Source organism: Streptomyces sp. SudanB25_2051 (assembly GCF_964272635.1).
In the GTDB taxonomy this organism is placed as follows: domain Bacteria; phylum Actinomycetota; class Actinomycetes; order Streptomycetales; family Streptomycetaceae; genus Streptomyces.
On the sequence record NZ_OZ186787.1, the window covers coordinates 5,937,402 to 5,952,609 of the forward strand.

The 15,208-nt window shown below is 78.0% G+C and carries 11 protein-coding genes; 4 read left to right on the forward strand and 7 right to left on the reverse strand.

Annotated elements, in window-relative coordinates; all coding sequences use genetic code 11:
* Positions 1–287: 287 nt before the first annotated feature.
* The 3 genes from ACSUPT_RS26140 to ACSUPT_RS26150 form a co-directional block, all read right to left on the reverse strand.
* Positions 288–929 (reverse strand): class F sortase, encoded by a 642-nt coding sequence (locus tag ACSUPT_RS26140; protein WP_436945732.1) that lies wholly within the window; start codon positions 927–929, stop codon positions 288–290.
* Positions 922–1,767 carry a DUF4397 domain-containing protein gene (locus ACSUPT_RS26145; RefSeq protein ID WP_436945734.1) on the reverse strand — a complete coding sequence of 282 codons (846 nt, stop codon included), beginning with the start codon at positions 1,765–1,767 and terminating at the stop codon, positions 922–924. The genes ACSUPT_RS26140 and ACSUPT_RS26145 overlap by 8 nt, the downstream gene beginning before the upstream one ends.
* Positions 1,768–1,869: 102 nt before the next feature.
* Positions 1,870–2,478 (reverse strand): sigma-70 family RNA polymerase sigma factor, encoded by a 609-nt coding sequence (locus ACSUPT_RS26150; protein WP_436945736.1) that lies wholly within the window; start codon positions 2,476–2,478, stop codon positions 1,870–1,872.
* A gap of 161 nt (positions 2,479–2,639) precedes the next feature.
* Here ACSUPT_RS26150 and ACSUPT_RS26155 point away from each other — a divergent pair, with 161 nt between their 5' ends.
* The 3 genes from ACSUPT_RS26155 (at position 2,640) to ACSUPT_RS26165 (ending at position 7,493) form a co-directional block, all read left to right on the forward strand.
* Positions 2,640–3,740 (forward strand): MerR family transcriptional regulator, encoded by a 1,101-nt coding sequence (locus ACSUPT_RS26155; RefSeq protein WP_436945738.1) that lies wholly within the window; start codon positions 2,640–2,642, stop codon positions 3,738–3,740.
* A gap of 899 nt (positions 3,741–4,639) precedes the next feature.
* Complete coding sequence (locus ACSUPT_RS26160; RefSeq protein ID WP_436945739.1) at positions 4,640–5,866, forward strand: lycopene cyclase family protein; 1,227 nt, start codon at positions 4,640–4,642, stop codon at positions 5,864–5,866.
* 64 nt (positions 5,867–5,930) lie between these two features.
* The gene (locus tag ACSUPT_RS26165) at positions 5,931–7,493 is read left to right on the forward strand and encodes an FAD-dependent oxidoreductase (protein ID WP_436945740.1); all 1,563 of its coding nucleotides are present in this window, start codon (positions 5,931–5,933) and stop codon (positions 7,491–7,493) included.
* A gap of 327 nt (positions 7,494–7,820) precedes the next feature.
* Here the strand turns inward: ACSUPT_RS26165 and ACSUPT_RS26170 are convergent, their stop codons facing one another.
* The 4 genes from ACSUPT_RS26170 to ACSUPT_RS26185 are packed head-to-tail and all read right to left on the reverse strand — an operon-like array spanning position 7,821 to position 12,516.
* On the reverse strand, positions 7,821–8,831 hold the full coding sequence (locus tag ACSUPT_RS26170; RefSeq protein WP_403504542.1) for a DUF5914 domain-containing protein: 1,011 nt from the start codon (positions 8,829–8,831) through the stop codon (positions 7,821–7,823).
* Positions 8,824–9,822, reverse strand: a complete 999-nt coding sequence (locus ACSUPT_RS26175) for a phytoene/squalene synthase family protein (protein WP_436945742.1) — start codon at positions 9,820–9,822, stop codon at positions 8,824–8,826. The genes ACSUPT_RS26170 and ACSUPT_RS26175 overlap by 8 nt, the downstream gene beginning before the upstream one ends.
* Positions 9,809–11,377, reverse strand: a complete 1,569-nt coding sequence (gene crtI / locus ACSUPT_RS26180) for a phytoene desaturase family protein (RefSeq protein WP_436945744.1) — start codon at positions 11,375–11,377, stop codon at positions 9,809–9,811. Before crtI ends, ACSUPT_RS26175 begins: the two co-directional genes overlap by 14 nt.
* Complete coding sequence (locus ACSUPT_RS26185; protein WP_436945746.1) at positions 11,374–12,516, reverse strand: polyprenyl synthetase family protein; 1,143 nt, start codon at positions 12,514–12,516, stop codon at positions 11,374–11,376. Before ACSUPT_RS26185 ends, crtI begins: the two co-directional genes overlap by 4 nt.
* A 579-nt stretch (positions 12,517–13,095) precedes the next feature.
* On the opposite strand from ACSUPT_RS26185, the gene ACSUPT_RS26190 reads away from it, so the two are divergent.
* Positions 13,096–15,201: an ATP-binding protein gene (locus ACSUPT_RS26190; protein ID WP_436945748.1), complete on the forward strand. Its 2,106-nt coding sequence runs from the start codon at positions 13,096–13,098 to the stop codon at positions 15,199–15,201.
* Positions 15,202–15,208: the final 7 nt, after the last annotated feature.

The window sequence follows — 15,208 nt, forward strand, 5'->3', positions numbered from 1 at the left end:
CCGGGGCGGCCAGCAGGCGGGCGCCCGGCCACGCGCGGCGCCCGGCCCCGCGCGGTGCCCGGCTCCGCGGGCCGGACGCCGCCGGGGCCGCCGCGCCCGGCTCCGTGACGAGGCGCGGCCACACCCGCCGCCCGAGCGGTCGGGGAGCCGCAGGGCCCCGGCGTCCCCGTGTGCGACGCCGTTTCCCAGGGCCGGCTCCGCCAGACGCGTGGGATCGACATGCCGCACCGCCGCCCTCCTGCCCGTCCGTGCCCGCCGCGCCGCCGGCGCCCGCCGGGAGGTCCGGCTCAGGGCACCGGCTCCGCGGTGACGACGAGGTTGGCCTGGTAGCCGCCGTCCTCGGGGACGAAGGGAGGGGCGCAGGTGACGAGGGTGAGGACCGGCGGGCCGTCCCTGCGGAACGCCCAGTCGGGGAGGGAGCCCTTCGGGACGGTGGAACGCGCGGTGACGCGGTAGCGGACCGGCGGGCCACCGGCGCGCCGCACCTCCACCAGGTCTCCCGCCGCGACATGGCGGAGCGCGGCGAACTCGCCGGGTGCCCCGGTGTCGTCGTCGACGTGCCCCGCCAGGACCGAGGAGCCCCGCGGAGCGCCGGGCGCCGGTCCGAAGCGGTACCAGCCCGCGACGGCCGGGTCGGCCGGGACGGCCATGTCGCCCGCCCCGGTGACGCCGACCGGCCGGACCGGGGCGTCGAGGCCCACCCTCGGCACCAGCACCCGCTGGGGAGGCCGCGCGTCACGCGTCGGCGGCGCGGGCGCCCGCGGGGTGGGGAGGGCGCCGGGCACCGCGGCGTGCGCGGTGCCCGCGCGGCCGAAGTCGGGCGGTGCGGAGCCGTGCCGGGACGGAGCGCCCGCCGGGGCGAGGACCACCGCCAGGGCGGCGGCCGTCACCACGGCGAGGCCGCCGATCCGCCGCGCGGTGTCACCCACGCCGGGTCGCGGTACGGCGGACCGCCAAGGCGCCCGCCACGGCGGCCGTACCGGCCACGAAGGCAGCGGCCGGCCACTGCGCGGCGGAGCCGGACGCGACGGGCGCGCCGCCCGCGTGGACGGCGTCGGGCGCGGACTCCCGGCCGCCGAGCGTATGCGTCGCCAGCCCGAGGTTCTTGTCGGCGGCGCTGCCCCAGGCGTAGACGACCGTGCTGGTGCCCTCCTCCAGGTTCAGGTCGGCGGGGCCGATGGCCACGGTGCCGGTCCCCGCGAGGACCACGTCGGCGGACACGGCGCCCGCGTCGGTCGTCGTGGTGGCCTGCTGCGGGTTCTCCAGCGCCGTGAACACCGGCTTGCCGTCGGCCCGCACGTCCACGGACGGGGCGGCCGCGACATGGCGAACGGTCAGGCCCGCCTTGCCCGCGTCGAGCCTGGTCTCGTCCTCGACGAAGGCGGTGAGCTGCGGTTTGCCGTCGGCGGAGAGGTGGGCGGCGATCGTGGCGCTCGCTCCGGCGGGCACCTCGATCTTCTTCTGGACGGCCGGGGTGCCGTCGTCCGGGCCCTGGTCGCCGGGGTAGACCTGGATGTCGTACGTGCCGGCGTCGAGGGGCCGCGGCTCGCTCACCGTTCCGGGCGTGAAGTCGTCGAGCAGCCTGGCGCCGTCGGCGTAGACGTCCACGGTCAGTCCGGGGACGCCGTGGAAGACGGACACCGCCGCCTTGCCCTCACCGGCGGCGGAGTCCGCCGAGACGCCGGGAGCGGCCGCGGCGGGGACGGCGAGCGCGAGGGTGAGGGCTCCGGCCGACGCGCCGAGGACCAGCGGAGTACGGGAGTTCATGGGGATCATCCCTTCGGGGGGAGCGCCGATGGCGCGGTCTCATGGGTGTTTCGTGGACGGGTCGCGCGGCGGATGCGCGCGGTCGCGGCCGCTCGGCGCGGGTCAGGCGGTGTTCCCCGGGGTGCGCCCCCGCTCGATCCCCTCCCGCAGCCGGAGCAGACCGCGGCGGGTGTGGCTCTTGACGGTGCCCAGGGGCATGCCGGTGCGCTCGGCGATCTGGGTCTGCGTCAGGTCCTCGTAGAAGGCCAGGCACAGCACCTCGCGCTGGGCGCGCGGCAGCCGGGACATGGCGTCCACCAGGAGGACCCGGTCCAGGACTTCGTCGGCCGCGCCCTCGTGGTGGCGCCGCGCCCCGGTGTCGCGGGTGACGCTGTCGACGAGGGTGAGGCGGCGCGTCCTGGCGGCCAGAGCGTCGACGATCTTGCGGCGGGTGATGCCGACGAGCCAGCCGCCGAGGGGCCCGCGCTCCGGGCGGTATCCGTCCCGTCCGCGCCAGGCGCCGAGGAACACCTGCTGGGTGACGTCCTCGGCCTCGTGGGCGTCGCCGAGCGAGCGGGTGGCCATGGTGCGGACGAGTGAGCCCCAGCGCCGGTAGACGTCCGCGAACGCGTGTGCGTCGGCGGCGAGCAGACCGCGGGCGAGCTCGTCCTCGTACGGGCTCTCCGGAGCGGCCGGCGTGGGGAATCGGGTGTCAAGCGTGCTGGTGGACATGGCCTTGTGCCTCCTGCCGTCTGCGCGGTGCGGGCGCGGAAGGCCGCCCGTGGAGCGGGTCCGGACGGCGTGTGCGCCGCTGTCGCCGGCTCGTGCGTCCAGTCTTCCGAGGCGAAACGACGCGGACAACGTGCGTCGTTTGTGCGTCGTAAGCTGGGCTCATGGGCAGGGATGAGCGGATCCGCAAGGCAGGGCCGGCGCGCCACCGCGGCGCCGAGGGCGGCGCGAGCCGGCCGCCACGGAGCGGCGGCGACGACGACCCGGCGGAATCGACGCGCGGCAGCGGGCTCACCACCGGCGAGGTGGCCAGGCGCCTGGGCGTGGCGCCCACGACGGTCCGCTCGTGGGACCGCCGCTACGGGCTGGGCCCGGCGGCGCGCGACGACGGCCGGCACCGCCGGTGGACCACCGGGGACGTCGCCCGCCTGGAGAGGATGTGCGCCCTCACGGCGACCGGGGTGCCGCCCGCGGAGGCCGCCCGCCTCGCCCTGCGCGGCGCGGACGCCGCCGGGCCCCCGCGCGCGGAGGGCACCGCTCCCGCGCCGCGCGCGGACGGCACCGCCCCGCCCGTCCGGCGCCGGACGGGCGGGGCGGTGGGGCGCCCCGGCGGGGGACTGCGGCTGGGCGACGCGCGCCAGGAGTGCAGGGGCGTGGCCCGCGCGGCGCTGCGGCTCGACGCCGCCGCCCTCGACGCCCTCCTGTCGGACGCGATCGACCGGCACGGCCTGGTCACCGCGTGGACCGAGGTCATCATGCCGACGCTCCAGGCGGTCGGCCGGAAGTGGGAGGGGTCGGGGGAGCGGTACGTCGAGGTCGAGCACTTCCTGTCCTGGCACGTCTCCGGCGCGCTGCGGCGCCACACGCCCCCCGTGGCGGCCGACCGGCCCGAAGGCACCACGGTGCTCGCCTGCGTGCCCGGCGAGAACCACACCCTTCCACTGGAGGTGCTGGCCGCCGCGCTGGCCGAACGCGGCCTGACCGTGCGCATGTTCGGCGCCGCGCTGCCGGTGGAGTCGCTCGTGGCCGCCGTGCGCAGGACCGGGCCGTCGGCGGTCGGCCTGTGGGCCCAGTCCCGCACCACGGCCAGCCGCCCGCTCGCCCAGCACGTCGCGGGCATCGAATGGGGCGTGCGCGGTGCCCGCCGGAGGCCGGTCGTCCTGACCCTCGGGCCCGGCTGGTCCCGGCAGACCGTACCCGGCCTGCCGCACCCTCCGGGGCTGGCGGAGGCCGTCGCGGCGGTGGAGTCGGCCGTACGCGGGTAGGCGGACGTGGTTGCCCGGCGCCACCGGGCGGAACGTCCCGGATGGGCCTTGGGCCTTGGGCCTTGGGCCTTGGGCGTACGGCGCCCCGGCTGTCCGGGCGCGCGCCCGGACAGCCGGGCGGCGCGGCGCGGTTCCGGTCCCGCCGGGCGTCGGCGCGGCCTGCGGGGCCGCCCCGCGCGGCTCCGGGCGCGGACCGCGCAAGCGCCGGAGGTGCCCATGGAGGAGGACATGAGCCGTCGTCACCGCGACGCTCCGGACACGGTCGTTGCGGGCGCGGGCCTCGCCGGACCGGCCTGCGCACCGCACCGCGCCTGTGCCGCACCGGGCCGACCGTCGCGCTGCCCGAGTCCTCCGACGGCGTCGGCGGCCGGACGAGGTCGCGACACCGGGCCGAGCTGTACGGCGCGGACACGAGCGGCAGGCAGCGGATCGCCGTGCACCCCGTCCACGGCGCGCTGCCCGCCATGGTGCCGTCCGTGGCCCCCGAGTCGTACGACGCGGGTCGCCCTCGGCGGACACGTGTGCGGGGACCACCGCCCCACCGGCGGCGTGCAGGGCGCCCCGGCCTCGGGCGCCCGCGCCGCACGGGAACCGCTTGCCGACCCGGCGTCCGGGTGACGGCCGGCCGGGCCGCGCGCGCCGCATCCGCGGAGCCCCGTCGCGCGGAACAGACCATGGACCTGCGGCCGGTCACCGGCCGCCGGCCACCGGCGACCGGACGCGGGCGACGGCGGCCGCCGGACGGCGATTGGAGTCCGTCCACCCCGAGAGCGGAGTCCGTCCACCCCGAGAGCGGAGGCGACAGTGAATCCCGACGGCGCACGCGAGCCGGTGTCCGCCGCCACCGGCACCCCTCGCCCCGCCACCCGGCGCGCCCGCGCCGTCGGACGGCACGCCCGGTGAGCCCCCACGACCCCGCCTCCCGGCCTGCCGGAGACGTGGTGATCATCGGCGGGGGCGCGGCAGGACTCAGCCTCGCCCATCGCCTGGCGGCACCCGCCTACCCCGCCGTCACGCTGGTGGAGGCCCCGGACGGGCCGCTGCGGCCACCCGAGCGGACCTGGTGCTACTGGGACCGCGGCACCGGTGTCCTCGACGCGGCGGTCACCGCCACCTGGTCCCTGCTGCGCGTCCACGGCAGTGACGGCCGGGCGGTCACCGTGGACCCGTCCCCCTTCACGTACCGCATGATCCGGTCGGCTGACTTCGAACGGCTGGTGCACTCCCGGCTCGCGCGTTCCCCCAACGTCCACGTGCTGCGCGCGACGGCGCAGGAGGTGCGGGACACGCCCGGCGGGGCGGAGGTGCGCTGCGCCGGACCAGGCGGCCGGACGCTCGCGCTCCCCGCCCGGCACGTCTTCGACTCCCGGCCGGTGCGCGCCCTGCCGCCCGCGCGCACCCGGCTCCTCCAGCACTTCCGCGGCTGGTTCGTCCGCACACCGACGAGCCGGTTCGACCCGGCGGTCGCCGACCTGATGGACTTCCGGGTCCCGCAGCCCCGCCACGGACTGGCCTTCGGCTACGTCCTGCCCCTCGCCCCGGACCGGGCGCTCGTCGAGTACACGGAATTCTCCCGGACGCCGCTCACCACCAGTGCGTACGAGGCGGCGCTGGCCGCCTACTGCCGCGACGTCCTGCGGCTCGGCCCGTTCACGGTCGAGTCGGCGGAGCAGGGCGTCATCCCCATGACCGACGCGCGCTTCCCCCGCCGTACTGGGCCCGCCGTCTTCCGGATCGGCACGGCGGGCGGCGCCACCCGCCCCGCGACCGGATACACCTTCGCCGCCGTGCAGCGGCAGAGCCGCGCCATCGCCGCAGCCCTGCGCTCCGGGCGCGCGGCCGTGCCGCCTCCCCACGGCCGGCGGGCCCTCGCCATGGACGCCGTACTGCTGCGGGCCCTGGACACCGGGCGGATCGACGGCCCCCGCTTCTTCACGGACCTGTTCCGGCGCGTCCCGCCGGAACGGCTGCTGCGCTTCCTCGACGGGGCGACATCCCCCGCCGAGGAGTGGAGCATCGGCCTGCGCACCCCCGTCGCCCCGATGCTCCGCACCACCCTCGAACTGCCGTTCCTGCCCCGCCGTCCGGCACCCGACGACCCACGAACCGGAGAACGACACCGATGACGCCCCCGCGCGACCACACCATCCCGGCCCGCCGGGGCACCGACGCGCACCCGGAGGGAGCCCGGTGAGCGCCGCCCGGCGCGCGGCCCGGCGAGGCCGCGACCGCAAAGCGGAGATCATCGCGCCCCCGCCCGGCCGGGACCGGTTCGCGCCCGGCGACCGGCCCCGCGTCGCCGTCGCCGGCGGGGGCATCGCCGGGCTGGCCGCGGCCACCCTGCTGGCCGAACGCGGAGCCCATGTCACCCTCTACGAGCGCGAGGAGTCGCTCGGCGGGCGCCTCGCGGGCCGGCGCGTCCGGCTCTCCGACGGGTCCCGCGTCACCATGAGCCGCGGCTTCCACGCCTTCTTCCGGCAGTACTACAACCTGCGCGGCCTGCTGCGGCGGACGGACCCCGGACTCGACCGCCTCCGCCCGCTGCCCGACTACCCGCTGCGGCACAGCGGCGGGTTGACCGACAGCTTCGCCCGCGTCCCGCGCACCCCGCCGCTCAGCGCCCTCGGCTTCGTCGCCCTCAGCCCCACCTTCGGCTGGCGCGATCTCGCCGCCATGGACGCCCGCGCCGCCCTGCCGCTCCTCGACGTCCGCGTCCCCGACGTCTACCGGCGCTTCGACGACATGAGCGCGACGGCGTTCCTGGAGGGCGTGCGCTTCCCGGAAGCCGCGCACCACCTGGCCTTCGAGGTGTTCTCCCGCAGCTTCTTCGCCGACCCGCGGGCACTGTCCGCCGCCGAACTGCTGCTGATGTTCCACATCTACTTCCTCGGCTCCGCCGAGGGCCTGCTCTTCGACGTGCCCACCGAGCCGTTCCCGCAGGCCCTGTGGGAGCCGCTCGGCGACTACCTGCACCGCCTCGGCGCGGACATCCGCACGGACACGCCCGTGCGCGAGGTCCGCCCCGACGGCGACGGCCGCGTGCGGGTGCGCACGGACGGCACCTGGGACGACCACGACGCCGCCGTGCTCGCCCTCGACCCGGGAGCGCTGCGCGCCCTGGTGGCCGCGTCCCCGGAGCTCGGCACCACGGCCTGGCGGGACGACGTCGGCGCCCTGGCGACGGCCCCGCCGTTCCTGGTCTCACGGCTGTGGCTCGACCGGCCCGTGCGCGCCGACCGCCCCGGCTTCCTCGGCACCAGCGGCTACGACGGCCTCGACAACGTCAGCGTCCTCGACCGCTACGAGGGCGAGGCCGCCCGCTGGGCCGCGCGGACCGGCGGCTCCGTGGTGGAACTGCACGCCTACGCCGTCCCCGACGGGCAGGAGCCCGCGGCGGTGCGGCACCGCCTCGTCGACGCCCTGCGCCGGGTCTACCCGGAGACCCGCGAGGCGCGGATCACGGACGAGCTGCACGAGTGGCGCGCCGACTGCCCGTTCTTCCCGGTCGGCTCCCACGCCCGGCGGCCCCCGGTGCGCACGCCCCATCCGAACGTGACGCTGGCCGGCGACGCGATCCGCTGCGACCTCCCCGTGGCCCTGATGGAACGCGCGGCCACGACCGGTTTCCTCGCCGCGGGGGCCCTCCTGGCGGACCGGGGCGTGCGCGGGCAGGTGCTGTGGACCGTGCCCCGGGCCGGGCGCTCGGCCGCCCTGCGGGCCCTCGGCGGCCTCGGCCGCCTCGGCCGCCGATGAAGCGGGCGGCCGGAGGAGGAGCGCGGCGTCCCCCCGGCCGCCGGCGGGGGAGCGCCCCTGCCCGGCCTGTACGACGGGACCGCCCCGGCCTGTACGACGGGACCGCCCCGGCCCATACGGCGCTGCCGCCCCTGACCGTCCGTACGGCGTACCGACTCCGCCCAGCCGACGGGGCCGCCCGGCCCGTACGACGTACCCCCCGCCCGGCCCGTACGGCGTGCGCGCCGCCGCACCCCGGCGCGGGACGCCCCGCCCGTACTCCGCTCGGCCGGGGACCCGGCCCGCCGGGAACCCGCCCGCCGGAAACCCGCCCGCAGGAAGCCCGGCTCAGCCGGGGAACCGGCCCGTGCTGCGCAGCTCCCAGCGCCGCTCCGCGTACGCCAGGTCGTCGCGCCACAGCCTGCCGGCCGCCCGGCGCATCAGCGGGCGCAGCACGGGCGCCGCCGCCCGCGCCACGGCGAAGCCGCGCCGGTCCGACGCGGCGACGACCGCCTCGACGACGGCGGTCCGCGGACGCGCGGCCGACTCGGCGGTCAGCGGCGTGGCGTGCGTCTCCACCACCGACGTGCTGCCCTCCCCCTCGGTGATGCGCATGACCACCGTCCGGGGCTCCGGTGCGGTGAACTCCGCCCGCACCGGCACCACCAGACGGCCCGTCACCCGGAAGGAGACATCGACGACGAAGACGTCGTCCTCCTCGCCGCGCGGCGGCCGGGCCACCCGCAGGTCGACGAAGGAGTACGGGTGGAACCAGGAGCCGTGCCACGGGTCGAGCCGGTTGGCGACCACGTCCTCCGGCTCGCACCGCCCCACCGCCGTGAACACGGCGTCCACGCCGCCGCCCGCCCGCGGCCGCACCGGCACCACCGGCCGCTCCGACGGCTCCTCCCCGCCGACCGCGTCCAGCCGCACCCACACCAGCACCCCGTCGTCGTGCGCCGGGTACGGGTCCCAGCCCGTGAACGGCCCGCCGTCCAGCGCCAGGCCGTGCCAGTGGCACACCAGCGTCCCGCACACCACCCGGCTGTCCCGCAGCGGCGCCCCGAGGTGCGGGCAGACGCCGGACCCCGCCCGCAGTTCCCCGGACTCCGACCGCCACAGCACGATCTCGACCCCGCCCACGGTCCTGCCGACGGGCCCGCCCCCGGCCCGCACGTCGCGCGAGGCGCCGACGACGTACCAGTTGCCGGAGGGCCGCGCCGAGGCCCGCTTGAGCGCGTCCGCGATCAGCGAGGGGCGCGCCTCCCGCCACGTCGGCTCCTGCGCCGCCCAGTCCGGCCGCGCGCGCCGCCGCCGCAGCGGCGGAGTCCACCGGCCCCGGCCCGTCCGGTCACTCACCCGGTGCTCCCTTCGTCTGCAGCGCGGCGCCGCCGGTGCGGGCCGCGCCGTGTCCGGTACGGGCGCCGCGTCGCGCCCACGCGATCTGCGCGACCCCCGCGGCCGCCATGGCCGCCCGCCGCCGGCGCGACACCACCGCCCGCCGGTGCAGCACCGTGTAGCCCTGGTCGGCGATCGCGTCCAGGATGGCGCCGTACAGGGAGAACGCGGTACGGATGCAGGGGCGGGTGCGCGGCGCGAGCATGGCGATGCCGGGCTCCGCGCTCCGGTACACCCCCCTCGTCAGGGCCTCCGCCGCGACGAGGGCCGCCCGGATGCGCGGGTCGGCGCGGCCCGTGCGGCGGCTCCACTCCAGCAGCGGCCGGTCCACGCCGTGCGCGGCGAGGAGGTCCGCGGGGAGGTAGACGCGCCCCCGGTCCAGGTCCTCGCCCACGTCGCGCAGGAAGTTGGTCAGCTGGAACGCCACACCGAGCGCCGCGGCGTGCGGGGCGGCCTCCTCACGGGGGACGACCGTGCCCAGGACGGGCAGCATCTGCAGTCCGATCACCGCCGCCGAGCCGTGCATGTAGGCCCGTAGGTCGGCGTAGGTCGGGTAGTCCGTGACGTGCAGGTCGCTGCGCATCGACGCGAGGAAGTCCGCGAACAGCGTGTGCTCGACGCCGTACCGCTCCGCGGTGTCGCTGACGGCCCGGACCACCGGCTCGTCGCTGCGGCCGGTGCGCAGCCCGCGGGCCAGCTCGCCCTCCAGGCGCCGCAGCAGGCGGTCGCGCTTCCCGGGGCTCAGGCGCCGGTCCAGGTCGTCGACGATGTCGTCCGCCCAGCGGGCGAAGCCGTACAGCGCGTGCACGGCGGACCGGTGCTCCACCGGCAGCAGCCTCGTGGCCAGGAAGTAGCTCTTGCCGTGGCGGGCGTTGAGCCGCCGGCACTCGGTGTAGGCCGCGCGCAGGGCGGGGTCCGTGATCCCCGCCGCGTCCAGCTCACGACGGCTCATGGGCGGCACCTCCCACGGCCGGTACGGCAGCCCCGGCGCCGCGCCGCACGGGGCCGGAGCGGGTGCGGCGCGGCGCCCCGCCCGTCACCCGGGCGGCGGCGAGCTTGCCGCTCAGCAGCACCGTGGGCACCCCGACCCCCGGCGTGGTGCCGCACCCCGCCAGTACGGCGTTCTCCACGCCCCGCACCAGGTTGCGCGGGCGGAACGGCCCGGTCTGGGCGAAGGTGTGGGCGACCGAGAAGGGACCGCCCGCGGCGTGCCCCTGCGCCTCCCAGTCCAGCGGCGTCACCAGCATCTCCTCCCGCACGCTCCGCGCGAACCCGTCCAGCCCGCGCCGCTCCAGCTCGGCGACGAGGCTGTCGCGGTAGCGCGGGCCCAGGTCCCGCCACTCCGCCCCGGACGGCCCCACCTCGGTGTTCGGGCAGGGCGCCAGCACGTAGTGGAGGTGCCTGCCGGGCGGCGCCAGACCGGGATCGTGCGTCGTCGGACGGGTGATCAGCAGGGACGGGTCGCTCATCAGCCGCCCCTCGCGCGTCAGTTCGTCGAACGTCCGCTCCCAGGCGGCGCCGAAGGACAGCGTGTGGTGGGCGAGCCCCGGCCAGGTGCGGTCCGTCCCCGCGTGCAGCACGACGGCGGACGGCGAGTGGCGCAGCCGCACCGGACGTTTCGGGGCGCGCCCCAGCAGCCGGTGCGCCGCGGACAGTTCGCACGTCAGCACCACGGCGTCGCACGCGATCCGCTCACCCGAGGCCAGACGCACGGCGCGCACCCGGCCCCCCGACCGCTCCAGCGCGGTGACCTCCGCCGACCAGCGGAACGCGGCCCCGGCGCCCGCCGCCGCGTCGGCCATCCCGCGCGGCAGCGCGTGCATCCCGCCCCGCGGGAACCACACCCCGGCCACGGTGTCCATGTAGGCGATGACCGCGTAGGCCGCCAGCGCCCTGGCCGGCGCGACACCGGCGTACAGGGCCTGGAAGGAGAAGACCCGGCGCAGCCGCGGGTCGGCGAGGAAGCGGCCGATCCGCCGGTCCAGCCGCCCGAACCCGCCCAGGGCCGCCAGCCGCGCCAGGTCCGGGTGGAGCAGCCGGAAGGGCGAGTCGAAGTTCGCGTCGATGAAACGCCGCATCTGCGCCCGGTACAACCGCTGCAGCCACCGCCGCAGCTCCCGGTAGCCCGCCGCCTCCGACGGGCCCGCGAACCGCCTGACCTCCTCCTCCATCGCCTCGCCCCCGGTGTGCACGTCGAGCGAGGTGCCGTCCGCGAAGGACGCCCGGTACGCCGGGTGCAGGGCCGTCAGCGAGACGTGCCGCTCCAGGCTGTCGCCGACCGCGGCGAACGCCTCGTCGGCCAGGTGCGGCATCGTCAGGACCGTGGGGCCCGTGTCGACCTCGTAACCTCCCATGCGTACGCGCCCCGCCCGGCCGCCCGGCCCCGCGTCCCGCTCCACCACGGTCACCTCGCGGCCCGCGCCGAGCAGGTGCAGCGCGCACGCGAGCCCGGACAGCCCGGCCCCCACCACGACGACGTGTCCCGTCGGCCCCTGCACGGTCCTCACGCCGCCTCCCCGGCGTACTCCGGGCGCGCCCCCGAGGCCCGCTCGACGAGCGCCGCGAACTCCCTCAGGGCCGCGCGGTCCGCGCCCGTCCGGCGGAAGTGCCGCAGACTCGCCTCCGCCAGCTCGGCGATGGCCGCCTCGACGACCGTCCGCGCCCCGGTGCGCTCCAGCGCCGCGCGCATCCGGCGCACGCCGTCGTCGGACGGGGGCGGACCGCCCGGACCGAGCACCTCCGACGCCTCCCGGTCGCCGGAGGCCCCGGCCAGCCTGATCCCGATCGCGAGCAGGCAGGTCGGTTTGCGCGTCCGCAGGTCGTCGTCGGCCGGTTTGCCCGTCAGCGCCGGGTCGCCGAACGCTCCCAGCAGGTCGTCGCGCAGCTGGAAGGCCAGGCCCGCGGACCGCCCGGCGGACCGCAGGGCCCCCAGTACGGCGGCGTCGGCACCGGCCAGCGACGCGCCCAGCGCCAGGGGGCGCGCCACCGTGTACAGCGCGCTCTTGAGGGTGGCGACGACCACCGCGTCGTCGAGCCCGCACGCGCCGGTCGCCTCCGCCCGGACGTCCCGGTACTGCCCGGCGACCATCTCCCCGCGCATGGCCTGCCACTCGCGGTGCAGCCGCGGCCCGTGCGGCGAGCGGAGCGCCGTCTCGGCCAGCAGATCGTCCGCCCAGGCCAGCGCGAGGTCCCCGGCGAGCACGGCGCCGGCCGACGCGAACCTCCCGGAGGGGCCCGCCATGCGCTCGGCCTCGTGCAGCCGGGCGAACTGCACGTGCACGGACGGCGCTCCGCGCCGCAGCGGCGATCCGTCCATCACGTCGTCGTGGACGAGCGCGCACGCCTGCACGAGTTCGAGCGCGGCTCCCGTGCGCAGGACCGGTGCCGCGCACCCCGATCCCCCGGCCGCCCGCCACCCGCACCACGCGAACGCCGCGCGCAGCCGCTTCCCGCCGCGCAGGACGAGCGCGCCGACGCGCTCGGCGACCTCACGGGCGAACACCGGGTCCGTGTCGTGCGCGCGGCGCAGATTCTCGCCGACCACGCGCCGCAACTCCGCCTCGGCGGCCCGTGCCGCGTCGCGGGCCGTGAGCGGACCGTCGGCCGGCCTGACCGGCCCGGCCGCGGTGGGCCGCAGCTCCAGCATGCACAACCCCTTCTCCCTGTCGGACACCTGCACATCGGTGCTTCCGGTGGGCGTCCCTGGACGGATGCGCTGATACCTGCCCGGTCCGCGGGCTCCTCGCGGGACCGTCACGCCATCGGACCCGTCGGACCGACCGGACGGCGCGCGGCCGCACCGGGGTCCGGGGCCCGGGGCAGCGCCGCCCAAGGGAGGGGCGAGGCCCCCGGACGGGCTGGGCAGGACGGGGCGAGACCCCCGGACGGGACGGGCGGGCGCCCAGGAGGCCCCCGCACACGCCGGGCAGCGGGGCCCGGGGCGGCACACGGAACGGCCCCGGCACACGGCGGCGACGGCGGATGTCCGGAAACGCACCGCCCGGAGGTTCGGGCGGCCGTGCGACCCCTCATACCAGAGCGGGACGCTCTACGGGCAAGTTTGGCGACAGCCCACCGCGGACGAACATCGGGCGACTACCGTGTGTTGCCGGTGATCAACGGTGGGCTCATCGGTTCAGCGTTCCGACCCCCGCCGTCCGATGCCGCGCACCCGTTCGGTGCCGAAATACGCCGATTCCCTGGGACCCACGTACCAAGGACACTGATGTCTCCACTTCGCGCACCCGCCGCGCGGCCGGACCGCCGAGAGGGCGGGCGGCACGGCCGGTCAGGCGCCCGCCCCCTGCCGCAGCCCGGCGGGCCGCAGCCCGCGACGCCCCCGCCGGACGCCCGCATACGGCCCCGGCTCCTGCGCGCCGCCGTGCTCCCGGCCGTCGCCGCCGCGCTCGCCGGCGCCGGCGCGGTCGTCTTCACCCTGCACTCCGCCGGCGTCCGGCCGACCGCCGCCCTCTGGACGGTCCTCGGCGCCGCCGCGGCCCTCGCCGCTGCCGCCGTCGCCGCCGCCTGGCTCGGCGCCGACCGCACCGCCCGGTCCGTACGGGACCGCTGCACCGACCTGCGCCGCACCACCGCGCGCGGGCAGAACGAACTGCGCGGCGTCGTCGAACAGCTGCGCAGAGGCGAGCGGCCGCCGCCCCGGCAGGCGCCCCCGCCCGCACCGCGCGGCGACGACCTGGACCTGCTCGCCCACGAGCTCGGCCGCGCCCAGGACGCCGCCGTCGCGGCCGTCGTCCAGGCGTCCCAGCTCTCCAGCAGCCTCCGCAACGAGCAGAAGGTCGAGGTCTTCGTCAACCTCGCCCGCCGCCTCCAGTCCCTCGTCCACCGCGAGATCCAGCTCCTGGACGAGCTGGAGAACGCCGTCGAGGACCCCGAGCTGCTCAAGGGCCTCTTCCACGTCGACCACCTGGCCACCCGCATCCGCCGCCACGCGGAGAACCTCGCCGTCCTCGGCGGCGCCATCGCCCGCCGCCAGTGGTCCAACCCGGTCACCATGACGGAGGTGCTGCGCTCCTCCATCGCCGAGGTCGAGCAGTACCCGCGCGTCAAACTGGTCCCGCCGATCGACGGCACCCTGCGCGGCCACGCCGTCGCCGACGTCATCCACCTCCTCGCCGAACTGGTCGAGAACGCCACGCTGTACTCGGCCCCGCACACCACGGTCCTGCTGCGCGCCCAGTACGTCACCGCGGGACTCGCCGTCGAGGTGGAGGACCGCGGCCTGGGCATGCCGGTCGGCGAGCAGGAGAAGATGAACGCCCTGCTCTGCGACCCGGACCAGGTCAATGTCGCCCATCTGCTCCAGGACGGCCGCATCGGCCTGTACGTCGTCTCGGCGCTGGCCCGCAGGCACGGCATCGCCGTACGGCTCCAGTCCAACATCTACGGCGGGGTGCAGGCCGTCCTGGTCATCCCGCAGGAACTCCTGGGCGCCGACCCCGCGAACCCGCACCAGGCGGGCCGCCCGCAGACCGGCGCGCCCGGCGACACCGCGGGCCCCGCGCCCCTGGCCGCCGCGCCGCCCGCCGCCGTCCCGGCCGCCGCCGCGCGGGCGGCGATTCCCGCCCCGTACGACGCGCACGACACCGGACGCGCCCCGGCCCGCGCCGACGGCGGCGACCTCCCGCCGCGCCGGCCGCGCCACGCCGCCCCCGCCCGCGCCGAAGGCCGGGAGCCCGCACCCCTGCCCGTACGGGGCGAACACCCCGACCGCCCCCAGCCGCCGTACGCCGCCGACGCCCCCGGCCCGGCGACCGGCCAGGGCCCCGCCGCGCCCGAGCCGGTACGTACCACCCCGCCGCCGCAGGCGCCCCAGCCGGTGCGCGCCGCCGCGACGCCGCCCGCCGTGCCCGCCGCCCACGCGCCCGTACCCCGGCAGCAGGGCGCCCGCCCGGAAACGGCGCCGGACCCCGCGACGGCCCCCTCCCCGCAGCCCGCCCCGGCACAGCCGCCGGGGCAACCGGCCCAGGCCCTGCCACTGCCCGCCCAGGAGCAGACGCGGCCCCGGCCGCAGACGCAGGCCCAGGCACGGCCGCAGACCCCCGCCACCCCCCGGACCGCCGAAGCCCCCGCCCCCGGCCCGCTGGACGGCCGGGACGGGCGGCCCCGGCTGCCGAAGCGGCGCGCGCAGGAACACCTCGTCCCGCAGTTGCGCGGCGAGCCCGTCCGGCGCCGCCACGAGGACCAGCCGCTGCACGATCCGGGACTGATGGCGGCGTTCCAGCGCGGCATCGGCCTGGCGGAGTCCATGCCGCCCTCCGCCCCGCCCTCCGCCGACGAACCGCAGCGACACGACGAAGCCCACAAGGAGTAGATGCACC

What these genes read in the sequence shown, in the direction of transcription:
- ACSUPT_RS26190 (WP_436945748.1), top strand. Translation starts at nt 13,096, where the DNA reads ATGTCTCCACTTCGCGCACCCGCCGCGCGGCCGGACCGCCGAGAGGGC.
- ACSUPT_RS26175 (WP_436945742.1), bottom strand. Translation starts at nt 9,822, where the DNA reads ATGAGCCGTCGTGAGCTGGACGCGGCGGGGATCACGGACCCCGCCCTG.
- ACSUPT_RS26155 (WP_436945738.1), top strand. Translation starts at nt 2,640, where the DNA reads ATGGGCAGGGATGAGCGGATCCGCAAGGCAGGGCCGGCGCGCCACCGC.
- ACSUPT_RS26150 (WP_436945736.1), bottom strand. Translation starts at nt 2,478, where the DNA reads ATGTCCACCAGCACGCTTGACACCCGATTCCCCACGCCGGCCGCTCCG.
- ACSUPT_RS26145 (WP_436945734.1), bottom strand. Translation starts at nt 1,767, where the DNA reads ATGAACTCCCGTACTCCGCTGGTCCTCGGCGCGTCGGCCGGAGCCCTC.
- ACSUPT_RS26185 (WP_436945746.1), bottom strand. Translation starts at nt 12,516, where the DNA reads ATGCTGGAGCTGCGGCCCACCGCGGCCGGGCCGGTCAGGCCGGCCGAC.